The following is a 25,874-nucleotide window of genomic DNA, read 5'->3' as shown; positions in this document are numbered from 1 at the left end:
ACGCGCACCGGTCGGGGCGACGCTCCGTGGCAATGCGTCGCGCGGGCGCTCGGGATAGGCGAAGATTTGCTTCATGTCGGACATTCCGGATCTTCGCGCAGCGGACGAGGGCGACCTCTTCCGCTGGATGGTGGCGGCGTCGCCCGATGGCCTCTGGGTCATCGACGGCGACGGGCGCACCGTCTTCGCCAACGACCGGATGGCCCGGATGCTCGGCCTCACCGCGGCCGAGGCCGTCGGCTTCTCCGTCTTCGACGCGGTCGACGAGCAGGGCAAGAAGGACTTCGCGTCGCACCTCGCCGAGCGGGCCCGCACCGGCCTGCCCGGCGACAACCTCGAGTGCAGCCTCATCGACCGTCAGGGCAACCGCTTCTGGGCGCTCGTGTCGCACTCGCCGATGGTCGACGAGCAGGGCCGCACGCGGGGCTGGCTGTACCGCGTCAGCGAGCACAGCGCCCAGCGCCAGCTGCTCGACCAGCTCGCCGAGGCCCAGTCCATCGCGAAGATCGGCAGCTGGGGCTGGGACGTCGGGCGCGACCGGGTCTGGTGGTCCGACGAGCTCTACCGCATCTACGGACTCGAGCCAGGCTGGCTCACGCCGACGTACGAGGGCTTCCTCGCCCACATCCACCCCGACGACCGGGCCCTCGTCAGCGAGGCGGTCGGGGCCGCGGTGCAGTCCGAGGACTCGTTCGAGTTCGACGCCCGCGTCGTGCGCGGCTCGGGTGACATCGTCTGGATCCGTGGTCGTGGCCTCGTCAGCCGTGACGGCAGCGGCCGCGCCGTGCGGATGAACGGCACGACCCAGGACATCACCGCGGTCAAGGACGCCGAGCAGGCCCTCGGGCTGCTCTCGGCCATGGCGACCGCCGCGAACGAGTCGGCCACGCTCGCCGAGCTGCTGCCGGCCGTGCTCGCCGAGGTCGCACGCCACACGACGTGGCGGCCGGTGCTCGCCACCATCGTCGACGAGGACGGCGTGCTCGGGGCGCCGGTGCCCGTGCCGGACGGCACCGAGACGAGCGTCGTGCCCGAGGCCGTCGGCTTCGAGGTCGCGGCCCGGGCCGCGGCGAGCCTCGTCGTCGAGACCGCGACGTCGGCGCAGGGGTCGACGGTCGTGGCCGTGCCGGTCGTCAACGAGGGTCGGCTGGCGTGCGTCGTCGTCCTCGACATGCGCGGCATCACCCAGCCCGTCGAGACCGACGAGCGCACGATCGGCCAGACGGTCGCGCTCGTCGCGCGGGTGGCCGACCGCGAGTGGACGGCCGAGCACCTGGCGCGGGCCCGCGACGCCGCGATGGAGGCCTCCCGGGCCAAGTCGGCCTTCCTCGCGACGATGAGCCACGAGATCCGCACGCCGCTCAACGGCGTCATCGGCCTGTCCGAGCTGCTCGGCCGCACCGAGCTGAGCCCGCACCAGCGGCGCCTCTCCGACGGCATCGACCAGGCCGGCCGCGTGCTGCTCGGCCTCGTCAACGACATCCTCGACCTGTCGAAGATCGAGGCGGGGCGGCTCGAGCTCGAGTCGGTCGACTTCGACCCCGCGGCCGTCCTCGAGCGTGGCGTGGCGCTGCTCGCCGAGCGGGCCCGGGCCAAGTCGGTCGACCTGTCGGTCACGCACGGCCCCGACCTGCCGTTCCTCGTCTCGGGCGACCCGGTGCGCTTCGGCCAGGTCGTCGCCAACCTCACGACGAACGCCGTGAAGTTCACCGACTGCGGCAGCGTGTCGGTGCACCTCTCCCTCGAGCACGGCGGCGGGGCCGGTCCGGTGCTGCGCGTCGAGGTGACCGACACCGGCGCGGGGATCACCCCGGAGGTCCGCTCGCGGCTCTTCGAGTCGTTCTCGCAGGGCGACTCGTCGACGACGAGGCAGTACGGCGGCACCGGCCTCGGCCTCGCGATCAGCAAGCAGATCGTCGCCGCGCTCGGTGGGGAGATCGGTGTGGACAGCGAGCCGGGGGAGGGCAGCACGTTCTGGTTCACGGCCGCGTTCGCGCCGGCCTCGGGTCGCACGGTCGGGCGCTCCGCGAGCCGCGTCGCCGCCGTGACCGGGCTGCGGGCCCTCGTCGTCGGCCCGAACGAGCCGCACCGCACGCGCATATCGGAGCAGCTCACCGCGTGGGCCATGACGGTGGCCTCCGCCTCGTCGGGGCTCGAGGGCCTCGTGCAGCTCGACCGGGCGCACCGCGGCGACACCCCCTTCGACGTCATCGTGCTCGACGACCCCGGATCGGGCTTCGCGTGCCTCGAGGTCGTGCGGATGATCCGTGCCGACGAGCGCTTCGAGCAGCTGCGCGTCGTGCTCGTCTGCGCCCAGGCGCCCCTGCCCGACCCGGAGAGCCTCGCCGACGCCGGGGTCGACGCGACCCTGACGGCCCCCGTCATGCCGTCGGCGCTCTTCGACGCGATGGTCGACGTCGCCGGCAGCCAGCTCGTGCCCGCGGACGCCGCGGTGGATGCCGGTGACGCGGAGCGCGACGCCGGGCGCGCCGGGGAGGGCGACCCGGAGAAGGGCCGCCACGGCCTCGTCCTCGTCGTCGAGGACAACGAGGTGAACCAGCTCGTCGCGCAAGGGGTGCTCGAGAGCCTCGGCTACGCCGTCGTGCTCGCGTCCAACGGCGTCGAGGGGGTCGCGGCGCACCGCGAGCGCGCCGACGACCTCGTCGCCGTGCTCATGGACTGCCAGATGCCGCAGATGGACGGGTACGAGGCCACCCGGCTCATCCGGGCGCACGAGCGACCCGGGCGTCGCCTGCCCGTCGTCGCGATGACCGCCTCGGCCATCGCGGGCGAGCGCGAGCGGTGCCTGCGAGCGGGCATGGACGACTTCCTCACCAAGCCGGTCGACGTCACGCTGCTCGCCGCGACCCTGCAGCGCTGGACCGGGTCGGGGCCGACGTCGTCACGGCGGGTGGACCCGCCGTCGGTCGCCGAGGACGACGGGCTCGACCACGCCCGGCTCGAGGAGCTGCGCGACCTGGAGCCGGGCGATCCGTCGCTGCTGCTGCGCTTCCTCGACCGCTTCGCCGACAGCGCCCGGCAGCGCCTGGCCGAGCTGGTGGCCGCGCACGCCGCGGGCGACGCCGAGGGGGCGGGCCGGATCGCCCACGGTCTGAAGGGGAGCGCCTCGAACCTCGGGGCCTCGGCGCTCGCCGAGGTGTGCCGCGAGGTCGAGGAGCAGGGCGCCGACGGTCGGCTCGCCGACGAGGCGCTCGTCGCCCGCGTCGAGCGCGAGCTGTCGCGCGCGAGCGAGGCCCTCGACGCGTATGCCGCCGGGTTGCGTCAGGTCGTCTTCGTGCCGCCCGAGGCCTGACCGGAGCCGGAGCCCCCGGGCGTGCCGGTCCCGTCGCCGTCCTGGTCCCGGTCCGGACGGCTGCCGCCGAAGGGGTCGACGCCCTGCTGGAGCTGCTGGAGCAGCTGCTGCGGGTCGAGCTGACCCAGCTGGCTCGGGTCCAGGCCGCCGAGGCCCCCGGTGCCGGAACCGGTGCCGCTGCCGCCCAGCTGGGGCAGCTGCTGCGGGCTCGCGCCCTGCTGCGACCCCTGGCCCTGCTGCAGACCCTGGCCCTGCTGGCCGAGCTGACCCTGCTGGCCGAGCTGCTGGCCGCCCGGGAAGGAGAACGAGCGCCCGGCGCCCGGTCCGCGGAAGCCGCCGTCGCCACCCGAGGAGCCGGCCGGCAGAGCGGCCGCGGCGCCGATGGCGCCCGCGGAGGTGAGCACGAGCGCGAGGCCCGCGGTCACCGCGGTCTTCTTCGCGGTCCAGCGCGACCCGGCGGCGGGCACCCCGGTGGCCGACGGTGCGCTTGCGGAGGACGGCGCGGCCCCGGGGAGGGCGGCATACGCATACGGCGTGCTGGGCGGCGCGATGGGCGGGACGGCGGCGCCCGCGTGCGGGTCGAACTGCGGCAGGGGCGCGGTCGGCTCCTGCGCCGGGCCCCCGCTGGTGGAGTCGTTGCTCATGGACCCACGCTCGGACCCGCTGCTGTGCGCACCCTGTGGTGGAGCCGTCGGCGTGCTGGGACTCGCGCGGACAGGGCGTCCACAGGAATCGCACAGGGAAAGGCTGGCGCCGGCACAGCCCTGCGGGTTTCACTGGGTGGCATGAGCGAGAAGACCAAGGCCGCGGCTGCCCGCCTCCAGCGACTCGACGGCTCCCCGGTGCGGGTGCTCGTCGTCGACGACGAGGCGAACCTCACCGAGCTGCTCGGCATGGCCCTGCGCTACGAGGGCTGGGAGGTGCGCACGGCCGGCACGGGCATGGAGGCGGTGCGCGCGGCCCGCGAGTTCGACCCCGACGCGGTCGTGCTCGACATGATGCTCCCCGACTTCGACGGGCTCGAGGTGCTGCGCCGCATGCGCGCCGACAACGCCAACGTGCCGGTCCTCTTCCTCACCGCCAAGGACGCCGTCGAGGACCGCGTCTCCGGGCTCACCGCCGGCGGCGACGACTATGTGACGAAGCCCTTCTCGCTCGAGGAGGTCGTCGCCCGGGTGCGAGCCCTCATGCGCCGCACGACGATCGCCGTGTCGTCGTCCGACTCGATGCTCGTCGTCGGCGACCTCAGCCTCGACGAGGACAGCCACGAGGTGATGCGTGCCGGTGACGAGATCCACCTGACGGCAACGGAGTTCGAGCTGCTGCGCTACCTCATGCGCAACCCGAAGCGTGTGCTGTCCAAGGCGCAGATCCTCGACCGCGTCTGGAACTACGACTTCGGCGGCCAGGCCAACGTCGTCGAGCTCTACATCTCCTACCTGCGCAAGAAGATCGACGCGGGTCGCGAGCCGATGATCCACACCATGCGAGGGGCTGGCTATGTCCTCAAGCCGGCTCTCTGAGGACGCCGGGCTGCCCGACCCCGCCGACCTGCCCGACGACGCCGGCGACACGGCGCCCGACCTCTTCCCGGTGCCGTATGCCGGCTCGTCCGGCCCGGTGCCCACCGCACCGCACGCGTCGGCCGGGTCCGCCGGGTCGGCCGGGTCGGCCGGGTCGGCCGGGTCGGCCGGGAACGAGGGCTCGTCGGTGCGTGGGCGCCTCGCGGCCGCGCAGGACCGCGTCCGGCCGTGGTCGGCGTGGACGCTGCGGGCCAAGCTCGTGGCCTCGATGCTCGCCCTCTTCACCGTCATCAGCCTCTGCACCGGCGCGTTCACCGTGGTGGCGCTCGGGCGCCAGCTGACCGGGCAGGTCGACGACCAGCTCAAGTCCTCGATGGTCCGGCTGCTGTCGGACCGGCGGGGCATCGACTTCGGCCTCGACGACGGTGACGGACCGCCACGCGGGCCGGGCGACGAGGGGCTCGTCGCCTACCTGCCGACGACCCCGACGACGGCCTTCCCCGACCCCGTCGGCAAGGTCAGCGCCGGCGGCCGGGGGCCCGTCCTGCTCACGACCGAGCAGCTGACCGAGCTGCAGGGCGCCGGTCTGCGCGGCGACCCCAAGAACATCGAGCTGACCGGCATGGGCACCTACCGCGTGCAGGCCACGCCGGTGCTCACCAACGGCACGACAGTCGGGGCCCTCGTCATCGGGCTGCCGATGGACCCCACCGAGCGCACCATCAAGCAGATGGTGCTCGTCGCCACCATGACCGTCGGCGCGGGCATCGTCCTCGTCGCGCTCCTCGGCACCTGGCTCGTGCGCCGCAACCTCGAGCCGCTGCGCCGGGTCGCGGCCACGGCCACGAAGGTGAGCCAGACGCCGCTCGACTCCGGCCAGGTGGCGCTCGCCGAGCGGGTCGACGCGAGCGACACCGACACCCGCACCGAGGTCGGCCAGGTCGGCGCCGCCTTCAACGAGATGCTCGACCACGTCGACGAGGCCCTCAACGCGCGGCACCAGAGCGAGCAGCGCGTGCGCCAGTTCGTCGCGGACGCCTCGCACGAGCTGCGCACGCCGCTCGCCTCGATCAAGGGCTACGCGGAGCTCACGCGCCGCGAGCCCGACGTCGTGCCGCCCACGGTCACCCACGCCATGGGGCGCATCGAGTCGGAGGCCGACCGCATGAGCTCGCTCGTCGAGGACCTCCTCCTCCTCGCGCGCCTCGACGCCGGCCGCCCCCTCGAGCAGGCGCCGGTCGACATGTCGATGATCGTCATCAACGCCGTGAGCGACGCCCACGCGGCCTCGCCCGGGCACCGGTGGGACCTCGACCTGCCGCCCGAGCCGGTCGAGGTCACGGGCGACAGCGCCCGCCTCCACCAGGTCGTGGCCAACCTGCTCGCCAACGCGCGCACGCACACCCCCGACGGCACCCGCGTCACGACGTCGGTGCGTCCCGAGGGCGACTGGGTGCGGGTCGCCGTGCACGACGACGGGCCCGGGGTGCCGGAGTCGTTGCAGCCCAACGTGTTCGAGCGGTTCGCCCGCGGCGACGACGCCCGCGTGCGCGCCGGCGGCAGCACCGGCCTGGGGCTCTCGATCGTCGCCGCCGTCAGCAGGGCGCACGGCGGTCGCGTCGAGCTCGAGAGCCGCCCGGGCGACACGACCTTCTCGCTCCTGCTGCCCGCCTGACCCGGCGGACCGGCATCCGGCCGCGGGGCTCCGGGGTTCATCAGGGTGGCTCAGTCGGGTCACAGGACGGGCACAGTGCGGGGCCCGAGCGTAGGGGCATGGACACGATGACCCTCACCTCTCCGGGCGCCCCGGGCAGCACGGCGGCGCCCGCCGGGCCGGCCGACCCGAGCGCCCGCACCACCACCCCGTCGGCCGCCCGCGGGAGCCGTCCCGGCCGGCTGCAGAGCCTCTGGCGCGGCCCGGCCGCCGATCCGTCGTGGGCCCGGCCCGCGCTCCTCGGCCTGCTCCTGCTCACGCTGGTCCTCTACACGTGGAACCTCACCGCGAGCGGCTACGCCAACTCCTTCTACTCCGCCGCGGTCCAGGCCGGCAGCGACAGCTGGAAGGCCTTCTTCTACGGCAGCTCCGACGCCGCGAACTCCATCACCGTCGACAAGCCGCCGGCCTCCCTGTGGGTGATGGCGCTGTCGGTGCGCCTCCTCGGCCTCAGCTCGTTCGCGATCCTCCTGCCGCAGGCACTGATGGGCGTCGCGACGGTCGGCGTGGTCTACGCCACGGTCCGACGCCAGTTCGGTGCGGCAGCCGGCCTCATCGCGGGCGTCGTGCTCGCCCTGACGCCGGTCGCCGCGCTGATGTTCACCTTCAACAACCCGGACGCCCTGCTGACGCTCCTCATGGCGCTCGGCGCCTGGGCCACGGTCAAGGCGATCGAGCAGGCCTCGCCGAGGTGGATGATGGTCGTCGGGGTCTTCATCGGGCTCGGCTTCCTCACCAAGACCCTCCAGGTGCTGCTCGTCGTCCCCTTCTTCGGCCTCGCCTACCTCGTCGCGGCGCCGACCACCCTGCGCAAGCGGATCGTCCACTCGCTCCTCGCCGTCGGCACCATGGTGCTCTCGGCCGGCTGGTGGGTGGCGGTCGTCGAGCTCGTGCCGGCCTCGGCCCGCCCGTACATCGGTGGCAGCCAGACGAACTCGTTCCTCGAGCTGACCTTCGGCTACAACGGGCTCGGCCGCCTGAGCGGTGACGAGACCGGCTCCGTCGGTGGCGGGGGCGGCGGCGCGGGCGGCCAGTGGGGCGAGACCGGGCTCTTCCGGATGTTCTCCTCGAGCGTCGGTGACCAGATCTCGTGGCTCATCCCCAGCGCGCTCATCCTGCTCGCGGCCGGGCTGTGGCTCCGTGGCCGTCGCCCGCGCACCGACCTGCGTCGCGCGGCCTACCTCGTCTGGGGCGGCTGGCTCGTCGTGACGATGCTCGTCTTCTCGTTCATGGCCGGCATCTTCCACGAGTACTACACCGTGGCCCTCGCCCCGGCCATCGGCGCACTCGTCGGCATGGGCGCCGTCGAGGCGTGGGAGCGCCGCTCGAGCGCGGTCGCCACGATCGCCCTCGCCGCGGCCACGGCGGCCGACGCGACGTGGAGCTTCATCCTCCTCTCGCGCACGACCGCCTACGGCGACTGGCTGCGCATCTCGGTGCTCGCGGTCGGCATGGCGGCCGCCCTGCTCATCCTCGCGACCCGGTGGCTGCACGCCCGGGCGCTGCCGGCGGTGCTCGCGGCCGCCCTCCTCGTCGGCGTGGCCGGTCCGGGGGCGTATGCCGTGTCGACCACCGCCCAGGGTCACAGCGGGTCGATCGTGACCGCCGGCCCGGCCGGCTCGAGCCGTGGTCCCGGCGGGGCCGGCAACCCCGGTGGAGCAGGTGGAGCAGGTGGAGCGGGTGGCTTCGGCGGGTTCCCCGGTGGCCAGCAGGGCACCGCGCCGCAGCAGGGCCAGACCGGCACGCAGGGCCGGACCGGTACGGGCGGCGGCATGGGCGGACTGCTCGACGCCTCGACCCCGAGCACCGCGGTCGTCGCGACACTGTCGGCCGACGCCGACCGGTTCACCTGGGTGGCCGCCGCCGTCGGGTCGCAGACCGCCGCCGGGCTCCAGCTCGGCACGCAGCTGCCGGTGATGGCCGTCGGTGGCTTCAACGGCTCGGACCCGAGCCCGACGCTCGCGCAGTTCCAGCAGTACGTCGCGAACGGCCAGATCCACTACTTCGCCGGTGGCGGAAGGGGATTCGGCAACCAGAACGGCGGCAGCAGCGCCTCGTCGCAGATCAGCTCGTGGGTGCAGGAGAACTTCACCGCCGTCACCGTCGACGGGTCGACGTTCTACGACCTGACGCAGCCGGTCCGGTGACGACCGGCTCGCCCGCCGCGACCGGGTCGCGCACCGGGCTCTCGCGCCAGGTGATCCGGTTCGCCGGCGTCGGGGTCCTCTCCACCGCCGTGCACCTGGGCCTCTTCGCGGCCCTCGTGCGCGGCGGTGCCCCGGCCCAGGTCGCCAACGGGGTGGCGCTCGTGCTGGCCACGATCGTCAACACCGCCCTCAACCGGGCCTGGACGTTCGGCGTCCGGGGCCGGGGCGGCCTCGTGGCTCACCACGGCCAGGCGCTCGTCATCTTCGGCATCACGTATGCCGCGACGACCGTGGCGCTCGCCGTGCTCGGCGCGCTCGTGCCGTCGGCCGGCACGCTCCTGCAGACCACGGTCGTCGCGGTGGCCAACGTGCTCTCCACCGCGGTGCGCTTCGTGGCGATGCGCCGGTGGATCTTCCGGGCTCCCGCTGGGTCCGCCCTCGGCGAACCGGGCGGCCCGACGGACCGCCACGAGCCGGCATACGTGGTCGACGGCGTGCGGGGGAGCGGGACGGGGCGCGGCTGACGGCGGTCCGTCGGGTCAGTCGCGGTCGTCGGGTGCGGCGCAGGCCTCCCACCACGGGTCCTGGTGCGCCGCGACCGCGGCGTCGACGTTCCCGTCGCTGAGGTCGATCCGAGCCCCGACCTTCGGCGACACGAGCCGCACTCCACGCTCGGCGGCCGTGCGGCGGGCCCAGCGGATCGGCTCGCTCCACCAGTGCGTCGCGAGGTTGAAGGTCGCCCAGTGGATGGGGAGCATGACCGCGTGGGGCGCGCCGCGGGTGACCTCGAGGTGCGCGTCGACCGCCTCGTCGGGGTTGACGTGGATGTCGGGCCAGTGGGCGCTGTAGGCGCCGACGGGGATGATCGTCAGGTCGAACGGGCCGAGGTCGGCGCCGATGTCGGCGTAGCGGTGCGTCGGGCCGGAGTCGCCGCCGAAGAAGACGCGGTGCGCCGGGCCGTGGAACGACCACGCGGCCCACAGCGTCTGGTTGCGCACGAAGCCGCGACCGGAGAAGTGCCGGGCCTCGGTGCAGGTGATGCGGACCCCCGCCACCTCGGTCTCCTCGCGCCAGTCGAGGCTCGTGATGCGGCCGGCCGGCACGCCCCACGACCGCAGGTGCTCGTCGACCCCGAGCGGCACGACGTAGTGGGGGCGGTGGCTGCGCTCGAGCTGGCGGATCGACGGCTCGTCGAGGTGGTCGTAGTGGTCGTGGCTGATGACGACGGCGTCGAGCCGGGGGAGCTCGGCGATGCCGGCCGGCACCGGGTGCAGGCGCCGCGGGCCGACGAAGGCGGACGGCGAGACGCGGTCACCGAACACGGGGTCGAGCAGGAAGCGGCGCCCGTCGAGCTCGACGACGCTCGTCGCGTGGCCGTACCACGTGACGGCGAGGTCGGCGGGCTCGTGGGGGTGGCGCGGGCGCACGAGCGGCACGGTGCCGCGCGGACGGCCACGGCCGAACTCGCGCACCATCGTGGAGAGCATGCTGCCCGGGGCCTCCGCCTCGGGCGCGGCGACGACGTGCGTCGGCTCGTGCGAGCGGAACTCGCCGTCGCGGTAGTTCGGCGATGCCGTGACCCGGCTGCGCTGGGCTGCGGTCGACGCGCCCATCTTCCGGAGGATCGGTAGCTGCACGGGCTTCTCCTGCCACTCGTGGTCCTGACGTTCCAGCGTCGGGGGAGCCCGCCGAGTTCCCCTGCGGTGCCGCGAGGCTCAGTCGCGGTCCTCCGGGTCGGCGCACTGCTCCCACCAGGGCTCGGCGAACCGGGCCGCCACCGCCTGCGCGTCGCCGCCGGTGGCGTCGAGCCGCTCCCCGACGCGCGGGAAGGCGACGGGCACCCGGGCCTCGCGGGCGCCGCGACGCAAGCGGCGCACCGGTTCGGCCCACCAGTGGGTCGAGAGGTTGAAGGTGGCCCAGTGGATCGGCACGAGGAGCGAGGCGTGGGCGGCCGTGGCGACGGTGCGCGTCGTCTCGGTCTGCTCACCCTCCTCGTGCTCGCCGCCGGGGGTGTCGATGCGGTGGTCGCCCCCGATGAAGTCGTCGGCCACGCCGGCCGCGTCGGCGGTCAGTGCGTGCACCTCGTCGCCGATGCGGTTGACGTCGCGGTGGGCGGCGAGTGCCTGCTCGGGGTCCATGTGGATGTCGGGCCAGAAGGAGTCGTAGGCGCCGATCGGCATGAGCGTGAGGTCGAACGGGCCGAGGTCGGCGCCGATGGCCGCGAACCGCTTCGAGGTGCCGGAGTCGCCGGCGAAGTAGGCGCTGTGTCGCGGTCCGTGCAGGGCCCAGCCAGCCCACAGGGTCTGGCTGTCGACGAGACCCCGCCCGGAGTTGTGCCGCGCCTCGGTGCAGGTGAGCCGGATGCCGGCGACGACGGTCTCCTCGCGCCAGTCGAGCGCGGTGATCCGCTCCTCGGGCACGCCCCAGGCGAGCAGGTGCGCGTTGACGCCGAGCGGCACGACGTAGTGCGGGCGGTGGGTCTGCTCCAGACGCACGATCGAGGGCTGGTCGAGGTGGTCGTAGTGGTCGTGGCTCAGCAGCACCGCGTCGATGCTCGGGATGTCGGCGATGGCGCCGGGCACCGGGTGCAGGCGCTTGGGGCCGGCGTGGCGCACGGGAGACACGCGCTCGCTGAAGACGGGGTCGATGAGGAAACGGGCGCCGTCGACCTCGAGCACCGTCGTCGCATGGCCGTACCACGTGACGGCGAGCTCGCCGGGCCGTGCCGGGGGCGCGGCGGGGACGATCGGCACGTCGGAGACGGGCTCGCCCCGGCCGCTCACCCGGATCGCCGCGAGCAGGGCGCTCGTCTGGGCGCGCACGCGGGGGCGGAGCGAGGGCTCCTCACCCTCGAACCGCCCGTCCCTGAAGTGGGGCGAGTCCTGCACGAACGGCAGGATCGCGCCGGGGGAGGCGCCCATCCGGTGCATGACACGGACGAACTGGCGCGCGCGGGTGCGCGACGAGACCGTCTCGATGAGGTTCGAGACGGCCCGGACGGACGGGCGGTCGGAGGTTCCGAGGCTGCGCATCGGGCACCTTTCGCGGGGTGAGGGGTGGACCTGAACGTACCCCGTCCCAGTCCGACGCCATCATGGTGTTGACGTGACACCACTGTGGTGTCATAGTGATGCGCATGGACATCACGGAATACGTCGACGCACTGCGTCGAGACCTCGCCCAGGCGGCCAGGGCGATGGGACCGGAGACCGAGCAGGCCGCGGAACGCATCGGCCTCGCCCTCGACTCCTCCGCCCGGCTCGCGCTGATGGATGCGCTCTCGCACGCGGCGGCCGAGATCACCAACGAGCTCGACGGCACCTCGGTCGAGGTGCGCCTGCAGGGCCGCGAGCCCGTCTTCGTCGTCGTCGGGGGCGGCCCGGCCGCCGTCGTCGACGACACCCAGCCCGTGGCCGTCGACGACACCACGGTGATGTCACCGGAGGACGAGGGGGCCGAGACCGCGCGCATCACGCTCCGCCTCCCCGAGGCGCTCAAGGTGCGGGCCGAGGAGCTCGCGACCGGCCGGGGCCAGTCGCTCAACACGTGGATCGTCAACGCGGTCCGCGCCGCCACCGGCGGCGGGCTGCCGCCGGCGCCCGGTTTCCCCCCGATGCCGCCCGGCCCCCAGTTCGGCCCCGGGGCCCCGGGCCGCAACCGCTCGTCGAACAAGCGCGTGCAGGGCTGGGTGCGCTGACGCGCACCCGGACGGGCACCCCCGGCACCTGAGCCACCTGAAGCATCCGAACCATCCGATCCGCACGACCACGACACAAAGGGGACATCCCATGGGCACCACCCTCGAGACCCGCTTCGACACGACGGGTCCGATCACGCTCAAGGCCGAGCTGCTCGTCGGCGACCTCACGCTGACGGTCGGCGACGGCCCCACGACGACGGTGCGCCTGCACCCGCACGGCAAGCACGGCGCCGACATCGCCGAGAAGTTCACCGTCGAGGCGCGCGGGAACGACGTCTCGGTGCTCGCCCCGAAGCTGCGCGACAGCTTCTTCTCGCTCGGCACGAAGGGCTCGGTCGACGTCGAGATCGAGCTGCCGAGCGCGAGCGCCGTCGAGGCCAAGACCGGTGCGGGCGACGTCACCGCGGCCGGCCTGCTCGGCGACGTGCGCGCCTCGACGGGCGCCGGCGACGTCACCTTCCACGAGGTGGGCACGGGCGCGTTCAAGTCCGGCTCGGGCGACATCACGGTCCAGGCCGCCCGCGGCGACCTCGACGCGAAGACGGGCAGCGGCGACATCACGATCGGCTCCGGTGGCGGGCGCCTCGACCTCGTCTCGGGCAGCGGTGACATCGACCTGCGCCGCTCCGACGCGGCGGTCAAGGCCCGGACGGGCTCCGGCGACCTCACGGTCGGCGCCTCGACGGGCGACCTCGAGCTGACGACCGGCACCGGCGACATCCGCCTCGGCGGTGTGCACGGCGGGGAGGTGCGCGGCCGCACCGGCACCGGTGACGTGACGATCGCCGTCGCGAGCGGCGTCGCGGCCTACCTCGACCTCAACACCGTGACCGGCGACGTCACGATCGACCTCGACGAGACGTCGGGCCCGGGCGACGCCGAGGCGCAGGCCCGCCTCGTCGTCCACTCCGGCAGCGGCGACATCCGCGTCAAGCGGGCGCAGGTGAGCCTCGCATGAGCGCCGGCACGGTCAGCCTGACACCCCAGGAGGCGCTCGCCCGCGAGCTCATCGTCGAGCGCTCCGCCGCGCGGCACCACGCCCCGAAGCAGGGGCGCACGCGCCGCCACGTGCGGGCCGCGCTGCTCCTGCGCGGGCTCGCCGAGCGGCTCGACCCCGTGGCCGAGCGTCCTCGCCACGCCGACCGGCCCGCCCCTCACCGGGCCCAGTCGCGCCCGGACCTGCACGTCGTGACGGCGGTGCACGCCGGCAACCCGCGGCCGTGGACCGCGGTGCCCCGCCGGTCCCCGCACCGGCACACCTGAGCCCGCCCCGCACCGGAGCCCGTCGACCACCGTCGGCGGGCTCCGTACGTCGTCCACGCCCCATGGCGGATGCCGGATGCGGGAGGCCGGGTGCGGGGGCCGTGGCACCATCGGGGCATGTACGTGCCGAAGGCGAACGCCATGACCGCCGGGGAGGTGTCGGCGTTCCTCGACGCCCACCCCGCGGCGCACCTCGTCACCGTCGGTCCCGGCGGCGCGCCGGACGTGACGCTGCTCCCCGTGCTCCACGACGGCGACCGCGTGGTCGGCCACCTCGCGCGGGCCAACGAGCACTGGCGGCGCATCGCCCCCGGCTCACCGGGCCTCGTCGTCGTGGGCGGCGCCGACGCCTACGTCTCGCCCGGGTGGTACGCGTCCAAGGCCGAGCACGGCCGGGTCGTGCCGACGTGGAACTACTCCGAGGTGCAGCTGCGCGGCGCCGTCACGGTGCACGACGACCCGGAGTGGGTGCTCGACGTCGTCACCCGCCTCACGCAGCGGCACGAGGCCGGGCGAGACCACCCGTGGGCGGTCTCGGACGCGCCGGGGAAGTACGTCGCCGGCCGCCTGCGGGCGATCGTCGGCGTCGAGCTCGTGGTCGAGGCCGTCGAGGGCAAGGCGAAGCTCAGCCAGAACCGGTCCGACGCCGACCGCCGCGGGGCGCTCGCAGGCCTGCGGGCCGAGGGTGACGCGGCGGCGACGGCGGTGGCGGACGCCATGGACGCAACGCTGTCCTGACGCACGAGCGGGGCACAGACGAGGCACAGCCGCCGGGCCGACGCTCGAGCCATGGACACGACACCAGCCCCCGCCCCCGCCCCCGGAACCTTCCGCACCACCCTCCGCCGCGGGCTCGGCGCCGCCGGCGCCGCGGTGGCCGTGGCCTTCGTCGGGACCACCGCCCTGGGCGCCGGCCAGGCCCACGCGGCGGGCGTGGCCGAGGGCATCAAGCCCCTCCGGGCGACCGCGCCGGCCCCGCACCCGCACCGCCACCCGGCGGCCCACCCCGCCAACCTGCCGGCCGCGACGACGAGCGCCTACCGCTACTCCTTCCGCGACGGCCGGCTCGTCCGCCTCTGACGCCCGCCCCGGCATACGGCAACACACCGAGAAGATCGCAACCCACCGGGATCGGATCCCGGTGGGTTGCGGCTTTCTCGGTGTGTTGCGGGTCGGTGGGTTGCGGGTCGGTGGGTTGCGGGGTCGGTGGGTTGCGGGGTCAGTGGGTGGGGTCGAGCCAGGCGTGCACGAGCGGCACGACCGACGCGCCCTCCCCGCTCGCGGCGGCCACCCGCTTCATCGACCCCGCCCGGATGTCGCCCGCGGCGAAGATGCCGGGCACCGTCGTCTCGAGGCTCTCCGGCGGCAGGCCGCCCCGCCAGTGCTCCGTCGGCACGTCGCGACCGGTGAGCACGAAGCCCCGTGCGTCGCGCGCCACCTCGTCGGGCAGCCAGTCGCACCGGGGGGAGGCCCCGATGAGCAGGAAGAGGCCGCGCGCGTCGCGGCGCTCCTCGGTGCCGTCGTCGGTGCGGCGCACGGTGACCCACCCGAGCCGTCCGTCGTCGCCCGGCCCGCCCTCGACCACCTCGGAGCAGCCCTCGACGCGGATCCGCGGGTTGTAGTCGATCTCGCCGACGAGGTAGCTCGACATCGTCTCGGCGAGGGTGGGCCGGCGCACGAGGATCGTCACGGAGCGCGCGAAGCGGGCGAGGTGGATCGCGGCCTGGCCCGCGGAGTTGCCACCTCCCACGACCACGACGTCGGCGCCCTCCATCTCCCGCGCGGCGGTCATGGCGCTGCCGTAGTTGACGCCGAGCCCCACGAGCCGCTCGATGCCGGGGGCGTCGAGCCGGCGGTAGGTGACGCCGGCCGACACGACGACGGCGCGGGCGTGCACGTCGCCGCCCTCGGTGTGCAGCACGTGGGGGCGTATGCCGTCGGCGTCGGCCGCGCCCGGCGTGAGCGACGTGACCGGCCAGCCCGTGAAGAACTCCGTGCCGAAGCGCACGGCCTGGTTGCGCGCCCGCTGCGCGAGCCGCATGCCGGAGATGCCCCGCGGGAAGCCGAGGTAGTTGCGGATCATCGACGACGTGCCGGCCTGGCCGCCGATGGCCTCCGCCTCGAGGACGACGGTCGACAAGCCCTCCGACGAGGCGTAGACGGCGGCCGCGAGGCCGGCCGGCCCGGCGCCGACGACGGCGACGTCGACGACGCGGTCGACCTCGACGTCGGCGGGGCGCCCGTAGATGCGGGCGGCGACGTCGCTGACGCTGCGGGCGGTCGCCACGCGTTCGCCGAGGTCCATGACGAGGGGGAACTCCGGGTCGGGCCCGGCGAGCTCGAGCACGTGCCGGCCCTCGTCGGTGTCGGGGCCGAAGACCCGGTTCGGCATGCCCATCCGGTCGAGGTAGTCGCGGATCGAGAGGGTGAGGGCGTCCTCGACCGGCGAGACGATGGCGACGGCGACGACCTCCGGCTCGGCCACGGTCGAGCCCCAGTCGGAGAGCAGCTCGCAGATGGCGGTGTGGAACTCCTCGTCGCGAGCGCCGCGCGGGGCGAGGAGGTACGCGTCGTACTTGCCCTTGGCCATGCCCCCGCGCAGGGCGGCGGCGTCCTCGCGGAAGGCGGAGACGTGCGCGGCGATGACGCGCCGGGCCGTCGGCACCGTGGCCCGCCACCAGTGGAACGCCTCGAGCACCTCGGCGTCGGGCAGGCGCGACTCGGTGACGAACATCGCGACCTGCCCGCCCTCGGCCACGACCCGGCGGGCCTGCTGCTTCGCCTCGTGCGCCGAGGTGGCGGTCGGCAGGTCGTAGTCCCTCGCGTAGCGTCCGAACTCGTCGCTCAGCTCCTCGCAGCGGGACTCGGACACCAGGATGATGGCGGGCTTCACCCGTCCGATCCTAGGAGGGCAGGTCGGTGCGCGGCAGGGGTCTCGCGGTCTCGGCGGGGTCGGCGGGGTCGGCGGGCGTCGGTCGTTCCCGGAGCGTCAGCCACAGTCGGTGCGCCGTGAGGACGGCGACGGCCCAGGCCAGGCCGATGAGCCAGCCCGCGAGCACGTCGGTGAGCCAGTGGTGCCCGAGGAAGACGCGGGACAGGCCCATGGACAGCACGAAGAGGGCGCCGAGCGTGATGGTCAGGGTGCGCTGCCACGCCGCCGTCGTCTCGATGAGGACGAGGTAGACGACGACGGTCGTCAGCACCGTCGCGTTGAGGGTGTGGCCGCTCGGGAACGAGGGCGACACCTCGAGCGGCGGCACCGCGAGCGCCGCGGGCGGCCGTGCCCGGTCGACGAAGTCCTTGCCGACGACCGTCATGGCGAGCGAGCCGGCCGCAGCGATGAGCATGAGCACGACCGGAGTCCAGCGGCGCCGCCGCCAGGTGATGACGGCGACGGCCACCGCGACGAGGACGGGCATGCCGACCGGGCCGCCCACGTCGGTGAACGCCGTCACCGCGGCGTCGAGCCCGGGTGAGCGCCACGACACGGCCGCGTCGAGCACCGGCTGGTCGACGGCTGTGATCCCGTCGCGCCCGACGACGCCCTCGTAGACCGTCTCGGTGCCCTCGACGAGCAGCACGAGGACGACGAGCGCGACGGCCGCGAAGACGACGAAGGCCAGGTGGGCGCTCGACCACGACACGACGCTGCGGGCGGCGGGCCGGCTCCGGCGGGCCAGGCCGGCGGCGAGGGCGACGAGACGGCGACCGGAGCGGGTCGGCCACGCCGTGAGGTCGCGCGCGCCGATCCGGTCGTCGGGAGTGTGCGATCGCATCGGGTCGGGCATGCACTCCTCCTACCCGCCGGCACACGTCCGCCCGCCGCTAGGGTGCCCGGGGTGAGCCGACCCCGCCGAATCGCCACGACCGAGGGAGCGTCCTGGCTGCCGCCCGGGAGCGACGCCGAGGTCTGGGTCGGCCCGCTCGACGAGCCTCCGATGCCGACGATCATCGTGCGCCTGCTCCTGGTGCGAGCCGAGGGCGACGGGCCGTCGACCTTCTTCACGGTGCCGACGCCGCGGGGCCCCGACCTGCCGACGCGGCGCCTGCCCGACGACTCGGGGCGGGAGGGGGTGCGGGATGCCGTGCTCCGCCTCACCCACGAGGTGCTCGGCAGGGTCGGGGCGGCGCCGCGCTGCGTCGGCTTCGTGCGCAACGTCGTGCGGCAGCCGGATGCCGCCTACCCGCACCCGACGCCGTGGGCGCACGTGCCGGTCTTCGCCCTCGACGCGGCCGAGGCGGGCGGGGAGCCCGTCGTCGACGGCCGGTGGCTCGACCTCGACACGGCCCGGCCCGCCGTGGCCGCGCGGCACTGGTGGCCGATCGCCCGGCACCTCATCGGCGGCCGGGACACCGCGGCCGGTGCCGACGAGGCTCAGCCGCCGAAGTCCTGCGTCCAGTAGTAGCGGTAGGGGCCGCCCACGGCCGCGCCGACGCCGATCGCGCGGTAGCGGCAGTCGAGGATGTTGGCCCTGTGCCCCGGGCTCTTCATCCAGGCGTCCATGACGGACCTGGGGGTCGGCTGGCCCGCGGCGATGTTCTCGCCGATCATCGAGCCGGTGTAGCCCTGGGCCCGGATGCGCTGCGCGAAGGTGCGCCCGTCGGGCGTCGTGTGCGAGAAGTAGCGGCGCTTCGCCATGTCGATCGAGTGGGCCTGGGCCGCGCGCGACAGGCGGGCGTCGAGCACGAGCGCGCGGCACCCCGCCTTGGCGCGCTGGGCGTTGACGAGGGTGATGACCTGGTTCTGCACGCTCACGGTCGCCGCGTCGGCGGAGGGGGTGGCGGCGACCGAGGGCACGGCGGTGAGCGCGGCGGCCGCGGTGAGCACGAGGGCCACGCGGGAGCGTGCGGTGGTCGTGGTCGTCATGGGTTCCTCCGGAAGGGATGGGGGCGTCTGCCGTGCGGCCACGGTACGGATCGCGACGGGCCGTGTCGACAAAAGGGACGAATTGTCGAGACGTGGGTGGTCACCCGTGCGCGGCGCGGTGCTGCGTGCGCCACTGCGTGTAGGCGGTGACCTGCTCGACGTCGTCCCAGGCCTGCTTGAAGACGGCGGCCGCCTCGGCCTTCTCCTCGTCCTGGGTGCCGCGCGGCAGCTCGCGCCGCCCGTGCGCCCCGCTCTGCCCCCGTCGCCCCGCAGGCACGGGCCCGTCGTACTTGCGTCCTCCGGGATGGTTCGCGTAGCGGCGCGCCCGGGTGAAGCCCATCTGGAGGAACTTGCGCGCCATGTCGGCGCCGACGAGGTCGCCGGCCGCGAGGTAGGCGTCGAACCGTGCACGGATCGCGGCCGCGCTCTCCCGCGCGACGTCGGGCCTCCGGAAGCGCCAGAGCGGCAGCAGCTCGTCCTTGTAGGGCTGCACGCGCAGCACCCCCTGCTCGCCGCGCCCGACCCGGTAGAGCTCGGGGTGCGCGCGCAGGTCGAGGGTCTCGAGGTCGAGCCCCTCGTAGGGGTCGGTGGGTGGGCTCATGCCACTCCCATGCCCGTTAGGGTCACGGGCATGACGGTCGTCGGCCCCGACGGTCTCGCCCGCCCGGTCTGGGCCTTGGCGGACCCGCTCCTCATGCACTACTACGACACCGAGTGGGGCATGCCGGTGCGCGACGAGCGCGGGCTCTACGAGCGGATCTGCCTCGAGGGCTTCCAGGCCGGGCTCTCGTGGGCGACGATCCTGCGCAAGCGCCCGAACTTCCGCGCCGCGTTCGCCGGCTTCGACCCCGACGTCGTGGCGACCTTCTCCGACGACGACGTCGAGCGGTTGCTCGGCGACGCGGGCATCATCCGCCACCGCGGCAAGATCCGGGCGACGATCACGAACGCCCGCGCCACGATCGCGCTCCGCGAGGAGGGCGGGCTCGTCGACCTCGTCTGGGGGTTCGCGCCGGCGGACACGCCGCGGCCCCGTGACCACTCCGAGGTTCCCACCGTGTCGCCGGAGAGCAAGGCGTTGTCGAAGGCGTTGCGCAGCAAGGGTTTCGCCTTCGTCGGGCCGACGACCATGTATGCGTTGATGGAGGCCGTCGGCATCGTCGACACGCACCTGCTGACGAGTCACCGCCGCGGCAGCTCGGGCGTCTGGCCGGACTGACCCGACCCGCCCCCCCCCCCCGACCCGCCCCCGGTCAGCCGAGGATCGCGCGCGCGGCGTTGTGGCCCGGGATGCCGCTGACGCCGCCACCCCGCCGTGCTCCGGCGCCCGCGAGCAGCAGGCGGTCGTGCGCCGTCTCGACGCCCCACGTGCCCACCTCCTCGTCGCGCTCGGCCCACGGCCACTGCAGGGAGCGGTGGAAGATGTTGCCGCCGGGCAGGCCGACGGCCTCCTCGAGGTCGACCGGGCTCTTGACCTCGATGCACGGGTTGCCGGCGGCGTCGCGGGCGAGCACCGACTCGACGGGCTCGCCGAGCACCGAGTCGAGCGAGCGCAGGGTGGCGGCGAGCGCCTCCTCGCGGGCGCGCTCGTTGTCGGCCCGGAAGAGCCGCGCCGGCAGGTGCAGGCCGAAGAGGGTCAGCGTCTGCGCGTCGCTCGCGGCGAGGTCGGCACCGAGGATGGAGCGGTCCGAGAGGGTGTGGCAGTAGATCTCGCACGGCGGCAGGTCGGGGATGCGCCCGTCGCGCGCGGCGGCATACGTCTGCTCGAGCTGGCCGTAGCCCTCGTTGATGTGGAAGGTGCCCGCGAAGGCCGCTGCGGGGTCGACGGTCTCGTCGCGCAGGCGCGGCAGCCGGGTCAGCAGCATGTTGACCTTGAGCTGGGCGCCCTCGACGTCGTCCTCGGTGCCGATCGGGTCGGCCCCGGCGGCCGCGAGCAGCCCGTCGAGCACGGCGGGCGCGCACCCGGCCACGAGGGAGGCTCCCGTCGCCGAGCCGCTGCCGGCGCTGCCACCGGCCCAGGCGACCTCGCCGGTCGAGGGGTCCACCGACGTCACGCGCGCCCCTGTGAGGATCGTCGCGCCGGCCGAGACCGCCGCTGCCGCAAGGGAGTCGGTGAGGGCGCCCATGCCGCCGACCGGCACGTCCCAGTCGCCGGTGCCGCCGCCGACGAGGTGGTAGAGGAAGCAGACGTTCTGGCGCAGGTCCGCCTCGCCGAGCGAGGCGAAGGTGCCGATGAGGGCGTCGGTCGCGATGATGCCGCGGAGCGTGTCGTCGGCCGTGATCGACTCGATGAGCTCGCCGACCGGTCGCGTCGTCAGCGCGTCGAAGAGCTCGGCGTCGCCCGAGAGGGTGCGCACGTCGTCGCGCGAGCGCAGCGGCTCGAGGACCGTCGGGAAGACCCGGCCGGCGACCTCGGTCATGCGGGCGTAGAAGTCGCTCCACCCGGCATACGCGTCGTCGCCGCCCGTGAGCGCGCGGAAGGCCGCGCGCGTGGCGGCCTCGTCGGCGTTGTCGACGAGCAGGCCCCGGCCCGGGTCGCCGGGCACCGGCGTGTAGCTCGAGTAGCGCCGGCGGATGAGGCGCAGGTCGAGGTCGAGGTCGGTGAGCACCTGCCGCGGCAGGAGCGAGACGAGGTAGGAGTAGCGCGAGAGCCGCGCGTCGACGCCCTCGAACGCCCGGGCCGACACGGCCGCGCCGCCCACGTGGTCGGCCGCCTCGAGCACGAGCACCGAGCGTCCGGCGCGGGCGAGGTAGGCGGCGGCGGTCAGCCCGTTGTGGCCGGCCCCGATGATGATGTCGTCGTAGCGCACGAGGCCACCCTAGGGCGACGCGCCCGGGTCGCCACCCGGGTGCGTCGCCCGCGCTCGTCAGCGGCGCGCGGCGGCGTCCTGGCGGGCCGACCACGCGCGGTCGGCGGCGTCGATGCTCGCCCGGCTGCCCAGGTCGACCCCGGCGCGCTTCGCGGCCGCCTTCGCCGCGGGGGTCGTGAGGTCGGGCGCGACGAACCGCTCGGGCGTGATGGTGCGGTCGACGGCGGCATACCGGCTCGCCTCGCGGGCGAGGGTGTCGGCCGATGCGACGGCGCGCGCCTCCGCCCGGGCCGCCGAGAGCCGGACCGGCAGGCCGAAGGCGGGCTTGGTGACGACCGCGTAGCCGTCGCGGTGGCCCGCGACGTTGGGGTGGTAGCTGTCGGTGATCGGGCTCGACAGCCCGTTGAGCCACTCGGGGCTGTCGCAGACGGCGTGGCCGAGGAAGCGCGAGGTCGGGTTGACGAAGGTGAAGCCGGCGTTCGTGGCCGCGGTCGACGTGCGCGAGTTGAGCAGGTCGGCCATCGCGTTGAGCCGCGTCTCCTCGGCGGGGGAGAACCACGTGAGCGCGTTGCAGTCCTCGCCGTTGAAGATGCGGGGGTAGCCGACGACGAGCACGCGGGCGTTCGGCGCCTTCGCGCGGATCGAGGAGTAGAGGGTCGCGAGCCGCCCGGGGATCGTGCTGTTGACCGTCGTCTGGGCCTTGTCGATGGCGCCGTTGCAGTTGCTGAGCCACCCCGGCTGGGCGCACTCGGTCAGCACGCTCGCGAAGCCGGCGTCGTTGCCGCCCACCGAGATCGTCACGTATGCCGTCGAGGTCGTGAGCGCCGACAGCTGGGTGTTCGTCACGTCGGCGACGGTCGCGCCGGAGCAGGCGCGGAAGGTGAGCGACAGCCCGAGGGCGGCGGCGTCGAGGGAGGGGTAGGCGTAGACCGAGCGCTGGCAGGACGTGCCGTCGGAGATGTAGCTGCGCGTGCCCGTGCCGGAGGAGTAGGAATCGCCGAGCGCGACGTAGCCGGTGCCGGCGGCCGTGGCGGCGGGAGCGCCGAGGGCGAGGGCCGCACCGAGCGCCGACAGGGTGGCGAGGCCGGCGCCGAGCACGCGGCGGTGGACGGGGGACGGGACCAACCTGCTCTTCACGACACGCTCCTGGGTCGGTGGGTGAAGGGTCTGCCGCGCCGGGCGCCGCAGCCGTTCGGGTCGCCCGGCGCCCACGATGTGCCCCGTGTCACACGTCCCGACTCGGACAGTAGGGCCGGCCGCCCGACCCCGCGACCCGAAACCGGCGCGGGGGGCGGCTCGGGGGGCGGCTCGGGGGGCGGCTCGGGGAACGGCTCAGGGGGTGACGATCGCGAAGTCGGGGTCGGGGGCGTCGAGGGCGCCGAGCAGCGCCTGCAGCACGCCCGGGTCGCCCGAGACGTCCACCCCCTCGACGGTGCCCGGGTCGGCGCCGGACATCAGGGCCCCGAGGGCCGCGCGGGGCATCCGGAGCGTCAGCTCGGCGTCGTCGTGCCGGCTCGCCGACGAGTGGGTGAGCACGCCGTTGCGCAGCGTGAGGTGGAAGCGGTCGCCGTCCGTCAGGTCGACGTCGAGGCGCAGGTGGAGGTCCCACGACCGCGGACCGTGCACGCGGATCGCGAGCGCGTCGAAGAGCTGCTCCGGCGTCAGCTGCGCGAGCAGGTCGGGCGCGGCCGCCGAGGTCGGCGTGCCGAAGCTGCCGTGGCGCAGCTCGTGCGCGCCCGAGAGGTAGAAGTTGCGCCACGTGCCGTTCTCGGAGCCGTAGGCCAGCTGCTCGAACGTCGCGGCGAGGAGCTCTCGCGCACCGGCGTGGTTCTCGTCGGAGAAGACGACGTGGCTGAGCACCTCTGCGGCCCAACGGAAGTCGCCCGCGTCGAAGGATCCCTGCGCCTTGCGCACCACCTCGTCGGCGCCGCCCATGAACTCGACGTAGCGACGGCCCGCCTCGACCGGCGGGTGCTGCCAGAGGTGGGCCGGGTTGCCGTCGAACCAGCCCATGTAGCGCTGGTAGACGGCCTTGACGTTGTGGCTGACCGACCCGTAGTAGCCGCGGGTGTGCCACGCGGCCTCGAGGGCGGGCGGCATCTCGATGGCCTCGGCGATCTCGGGGCCGGTCATGCCCTGGTTGAGCATCCGGACCGTCTGGTCGTGCAGGTAGGCGTAGAGGTCGCGCTGGAGGGAGAGGTACTCGACGCACTCCTGCCGGCCCCACGTCGGCCAGTGGTGGGAGGCGAAGACGACGTCGGTCTGGTCGCCGAACAGGTCGATCGCCTCGGTGAGGTAGCCCGACCACGCGTGCGGGTCGCGGACGAGGGCGCCGCGCAGCGTCAGCACGTTGTGGAGGGTGTGCGTCGAGTTCTCGGCCATGCAGAGCGCCCGGAGGTCGGGGAGGTGGACGTGCATCTCGGCCGGCGCCTCGCTGCCGGGAGCCATCTGGAAGACCATCCGCACGCCGTCGACGACGAGCTCCTGCCCGGTCGTCGTCACGTCCACGGTCGGCACGATGAGCGTCACCGAGCCCGACGAGGTGGTCTGGCCGAGCCCGGCCCCCACCTGTCCCCGCTCGCCGCGGGGGAGCGAGGCGCCGTACATGTAGCCCGCGCGGCGGCTCATCGCCGTGCCGGCGTAGACGTTCTCCGACACGGCCTCCTCGACGAGCCCGGCCGGTGCGATGACCTGGCAGCGACCCGCGTCGACGTCCTCCTGGGTCGTCACGCCCTTGACGCCGCCGAAGTGGTCGATGTGCGAGTGGGTGTAGATGACGGCGACGACCGGCCGCTCCCCGCGGTGCTCGCGGTAGAGGGCGAGCGCCGCCGCCGCGGGCTCCGTGCTGATGAGGGGGTCGATGACGATGACACCGGTCCCGCCCTCGACGAACGAGATGTTCGACAGGTCGAGCCCGCGCACCTGGTAGATCCCGGGCACGACCTCGAAGAGCCCCTGCCGCGCGACGAGCCCCGACTGCCGCCAGAGGCTCGGGTTGACGGTGTCGGGGGCCTGGCCGTCGAGGAAGGCGTAGCTGTCGGCGTCCCAGACGGTGCGCCCGTCGGCGGCTGTCACGACGCCCGGGTCGAGCGCGGCGACGAAGCCACGGTCGACGTCCTCGACGTCGTGCCCGTCGGCGAAGGGCAGTCGCTCGCGCAGGCTCTGCTGCTGGGCGGTGATGGTCGGGGTGGCGTCTGCTGCGCTCATGTGGCCATGGCACCACCGGGGCGGGGACGGGGACGTCACCCCACCGGGGTGATGCCGGCCCCGGGGCACCTTCCGGAGCATGAGGTGGGCGACGACCGTCACGCCGGCGCCGGCCCGTCCACGGCATCGAAGGAGGAGAGGTCATGAGAGGACGCAGAGGTCGGCCCGGACTGCTGGGGCTCGCCGCCCGCACGGCCGTCGTCGCCGGCACGGCCAACGCGGTGAGCGGGCGAGCGCAGGCGGGCCAGCAGGCGAAGGCGCAGCAGGCTGCCGAGGCCGCGGCCTACCGGCAGCAGCAGGAGGCAGCCGCGCAGGCCGCCGCCACGCAGGCGGCGGTCGCCCAGGCGCTGGCCGCCCAGGCGCCCCCACCCCCACCGCCGGCAGCCCCCGCGGCTCCAGCGGCCCCGCCGGCCCCGGCGACCGGCACCGACGCCATGATCGCGGCGCTCGAACGGTTGGCGGCCCTGCACGCGCAGGGCATCCTCACCGACGAGGAGCTCACGCAGCAGAAGGCGCGCATCCTCGCCGCGGGCTGACACCTGCGCGCGGCACGACGACGCGGTCGCGGCGGCCCGTCGCGACGCCCCGGTCGGCGGGTGAACGCCTAGGCTGGACGGGTGCCGATGGTCCGCCCGGACCGTGCCGACAGGAGGATGACCGTGGGGTTCCCCGAGAACGTGCTGGCCAAGAACGAGCGGGTCGAGCGCGGGCTGCACCCGCACTGGCTCACCGTCGTCGTGCCGACGATCCTCGGCCTGCTGCTCGCGGGCGCCTGCATCGCCGTCGCCGTCGTCACGCCCGACGACGAGACCGGCAACCGCATCCAGTGGATCGCCGTCGCCGTGCTCGTCGTCATCGCGATCCCGGCCGTCGTCGTGCCCTACCTGCGGTGGCGCACGACGCACTACGTCATCACCTCGCACCGGGTCATGGTGCGACGCGGCATCCTCACCAAGAACGGCAAGGACATCACCCTCTCGAAGATCACCGACGTGAGCTTCCAGCAGACGGTGCTCGACCGGCTCATCCGCTCCGGCTCGCTCCACATCGAGTCGGCCGGCGACAGCCCCGACGAGAACCTCGCGAACATCCCGCGCAGCAACGAGGTGCAGCAGCTCATCAACCGCCTCATCGACGAGGACGACCTGCGCCGGCGCAGCCACGGCCGCTTCGCGCCCGACGCCGACGCCGCGGCCGACGGCACGGCGCGCTACTCGACGGGTGCCGACGACGAGACGACGGCCGTGCCGCAGCAGCGCCCCGAGCTGGCCGAGGAGCGCCGGCGCCCGCGTGACCTCGGTGACGGGAACGACCAGCCGCTCTGATCCTG

The 25,874-nt window shown here is 74.3% G+C and carries 24 protein-coding genes; 14 read left to right on the top strand and 10 right to left on the bottom strand.

Annotation, left to right across the window (positions count from 1 at the left end):
- The first annotated feature begins 73 nt into the window (after positions 1-73).
- On the top strand, positions 74-3,313 hold the full coding sequence (locus tag ABT295_RS11015) for a response regulator (protein ID WP_352394392.1): 3,240 nt from the start codon (positions 74-76) through the stop codon (positions 3,311-3,313).
- Here ABT295_RS11015 and ABT295_RS11010 read toward each other — a convergent pair.
- A complete protein-coding gene (locus ABT295_RS11010; RefSeq protein WP_352394391.1) occupies positions 3,283-3,957 on the bottom strand; it encodes a hypothetical protein in 675 nt (224 codons plus the stop codon). The genes ABT295_RS11015 and ABT295_RS11010 overlap by 31 nt on opposite strands.
- Before the next feature lie 141 nt (positions 3,958-4,098).
- Here ABT295_RS11010 and ABT295_RS11005 point away from each other — a divergent pair, with 141 nt between their 5' ends.
- The 4 genes from ABT295_RS11005 (at position 4,099) to ABT295_RS10990 (ending at position 9,221) form a co-directional block, all read left to right on the top strand.
- A complete protein-coding gene (locus ABT295_RS11005; RefSeq protein ID WP_352394390.1) occupies positions 4,099-4,836 on the top strand; it encodes a response regulator transcription factor in 738 nt (245 codons plus the stop codon).
- A complete protein-coding gene (locus ABT295_RS11000; RefSeq protein ID WP_352394389.1) occupies positions 4,814-6,511 on the top strand; it encodes a sensor histidine kinase in 1,698 nt (565 codons plus the stop codon). The genes ABT295_RS11005 and ABT295_RS11000 overlap by 23 nt, the downstream gene beginning before the upstream one ends.
- A gap of 98 nt (positions 6,512-6,609) precedes the next feature.
- Positions 6,610-8,697: an ArnT family glycosyltransferase gene (locus tag ABT295_RS10995; RefSeq protein WP_352394388.1), complete on the top strand. Its 2,088-nt coding sequence runs from the start codon at positions 6,610-6,612 to the stop codon at positions 8,695-8,697.
- Positions 8,694-9,221 carry a GtrA family protein gene (locus tag ABT295_RS10990; protein ID WP_352394387.1) on the top strand — a complete coding sequence of 176 codons (528 nt, stop codon included), beginning with the start codon at positions 8,694-8,696 and terminating at the stop codon, positions 9,219-9,221. The genes ABT295_RS10995 and ABT295_RS10990 overlap by 4 nt, the downstream gene beginning before the upstream one ends.
- Before the next feature lie 15 nt (positions 9,222-9,236).
- On the opposite strand, the gene ABT295_RS10985 is transcribed toward ABT295_RS10990, so the two are convergent.
- Positions 9,237-10,334, bottom strand: a complete 1,098-nt coding sequence (locus ABT295_RS10985) for an MBL fold metallo-hydrolase (protein ID WP_352394386.1) — start codon at positions 10,332-10,334, stop codon at positions 9,237-9,239.
- Between the two features lie 78 nt (positions 10,335-10,412).
- Positions 10,413-11,729 (bottom strand): MBL fold metallo-hydrolase, encoded by a 1,317-nt coding sequence (locus ABT295_RS10980; protein WP_352394385.1) that lies wholly within the window; start codon positions 11,727-11,729, stop codon positions 10,413-10,415.
- A gap of 104 nt (positions 11,730-11,833) precedes the next feature.
- Between ABT295_RS10980 and ABT295_RS10975 the strand changes: the two genes are divergently transcribed.
- From ABT295_RS10975 to ABT295_RS10955, 5 genes are all read left to right on the top strand, one after another.
- A complete protein-coding gene (locus ABT295_RS10975) occupies positions 11,834-12,394 on the top strand; it encodes a toxin-antitoxin system HicB family antitoxin (protein WP_352394384.1) in 561 nt (186 codons plus the stop codon).
- A gap of 91 nt (positions 12,395-12,485) precedes the next feature.
- Positions 12,486-13,355 carry a DUF4097 family beta strand repeat-containing protein gene (locus ABT295_RS10970; RefSeq protein ID WP_352394383.1) on the top strand — a complete coding sequence of 290 codons (870 nt, stop codon included), beginning with the start codon at positions 12,486-12,488 and terminating at the stop codon, positions 13,353-13,355.
- Positions 13,352-13,660: a hypothetical protein gene (locus tag ABT295_RS10965; RefSeq protein ID WP_352394382.1), complete on the top strand. Its 309-nt coding sequence runs from the start codon at positions 13,352-13,354 to the stop codon at positions 13,658-13,660. Before ABT295_RS10970 ends, ABT295_RS10965 begins: the two co-directional genes overlap by 4 nt.
- Before the next feature lie 117 nt (positions 13,661-13,777).
- Complete coding sequence (locus ABT295_RS10960) at positions 13,778-14,398, top strand: FMN-binding negative transcriptional regulator (protein WP_352394381.1); 621 nt, start codon at positions 13,778-13,780, stop codon at positions 14,396-14,398.
- A 51-nt stretch (positions 14,399-14,449) separates the two neighbouring features.
- Positions 14,450-14,740, top strand: a complete 291-nt coding sequence (locus ABT295_RS10955) for a hypothetical protein (RefSeq protein WP_352394380.1) — start codon at positions 14,450-14,452, stop codon at positions 14,738-14,740.
- Between the two features lie 139 nt (positions 14,741-14,879).
- On the opposite strand, the gene ABT295_RS10950 is transcribed toward ABT295_RS10955, so the two are convergent.
- The gene (locus tag ABT295_RS10950; RefSeq protein ID WP_352394379.1) at positions 14,880-16,553 is read right to left on the bottom strand and encodes an NAD(P)/FAD-dependent oxidoreductase; all 1,674 of its coding nucleotides are present in this window, start codon (positions 16,551-16,553) and stop codon (positions 14,880-14,882) included.
- A gap of 10 nt (positions 16,554-16,563) precedes the next feature.
- Complete coding sequence (locus tag ABT295_RS10945; protein ID WP_352394378.1) at positions 16,564-17,448, bottom strand: phosphatase PAP2 family protein; 885 nt, start codon at positions 17,446-17,448, stop codon at positions 16,564-16,566.
- A gap of 51 nt (positions 17,449-17,499) precedes the next feature.
- Here ABT295_RS10945 and ABT295_RS10940 point away from each other — a divergent pair, with 51 nt between their 5' ends.
- A complete protein-coding gene (locus tag ABT295_RS10940; RefSeq protein ID WP_352394377.1) occupies positions 17,500-18,063 on the top strand; it encodes an NUDIX hydrolase in 564 nt (187 codons plus the stop codon).
- Here ABT295_RS10940 and ABT295_RS10935 read toward each other — a convergent pair.
- Positions 18,036-18,527: a CAP domain-containing protein gene (locus ABT295_RS10935; protein ID WP_352394376.1), complete on the bottom strand. Its 492-nt coding sequence runs from the start codon at positions 18,525-18,527 to the stop codon at positions 18,036-18,038. The genes ABT295_RS10940 and ABT295_RS10935 overlap by 28 nt on opposite strands.
- Before the next feature lie 100 nt (positions 18,528-18,627).
- Positions 18,628-19,128, bottom strand: coding sequence for a DUF4385 domain-containing protein (locus tag ABT295_RS10930; protein ID WP_352394375.1), 501 nt, complete (start codon positions 19,126-19,128; stop codon positions 18,628-18,630).
- 30 nt (positions 19,129-19,158) lie between these two features.
- Here ABT295_RS10930 and ABT295_RS10925 point away from each other — a divergent pair, with 30 nt between their 5' ends.
- On the top strand, positions 19,159-19,746 hold the full coding sequence (locus tag ABT295_RS10925; protein ID WP_352394374.1) for a DNA-3-methyladenine glycosylase I: 588 nt from the start codon (positions 19,159-19,161) through the stop codon (positions 19,744-19,746).
- Positions 19,747-19,780: 34 nt separating this feature from the next.
- On the opposite strand, the gene ABT295_RS10920 is transcribed toward ABT295_RS10925, so the two are convergent.
- The 3 genes from ABT295_RS10920 to ABT295_RS10910 form a co-directional block, all read right to left on the bottom strand.
- On the bottom strand, positions 19,781-21,337 hold the full coding sequence (locus ABT295_RS10920) for a phytoene desaturase family protein (protein ID WP_352394373.1): 1,557 nt from the start codon (positions 21,335-21,337) through the stop codon (positions 19,781-19,783).
- 57 nt (positions 21,338-21,394) lie between these two features.
- On the bottom strand, positions 21,395-22,474 hold the full coding sequence (locus tag ABT295_RS10915; protein ID WP_352394372.1) for an SGNH/GDSL hydrolase family protein: 1,080 nt from the start codon (positions 22,472-22,474) through the stop codon (positions 21,395-21,397).
- Positions 22,475-22,669: 195 nt separating this feature from the next.
- Positions 22,670-24,544: an alkyl/aryl-sulfatase gene (locus ABT295_RS10910; RefSeq protein WP_352394371.1), complete on the bottom strand. Its 1,875-nt coding sequence runs from the start codon at positions 24,542-24,544 to the stop codon at positions 22,670-22,672.
- A gap of 143 nt (positions 24,545-24,687) precedes the next feature.
- Between ABT295_RS10910 and ABT295_RS10905 the strand changes: the two genes are divergently transcribed.
- Positions 24,688-25,080, top strand: coding sequence for an SHOCT domain-containing protein (locus tag ABT295_RS10905; protein WP_352394370.1), 393 nt, complete (start codon positions 24,688-24,690; stop codon positions 25,078-25,080).
- Between the two features lie 117 nt (positions 25,081-25,197).
- Positions 25,198-25,869, top strand: coding sequence for a PH domain-containing protein (locus ABT295_RS10900; RefSeq protein ID WP_352394369.1), 672 nt, complete (start codon positions 25,198-25,200; stop codon positions 25,867-25,869).
- Positions 25,870-25,874: the final 5 nt, after the last annotated feature.

This window comes from Terrabacter sp. NPDC000476, from assembly GCF_040300125.1.
Lineage (GTDB): Bacteria > Actinomycetota > Actinomycetes > Actinomycetales > Dermatophilaceae > Terrabacter.
Note: the sequence above shows the minus strand (reverse complement) of the source record. Positions and strands in the feature narration are given on the sequence as shown.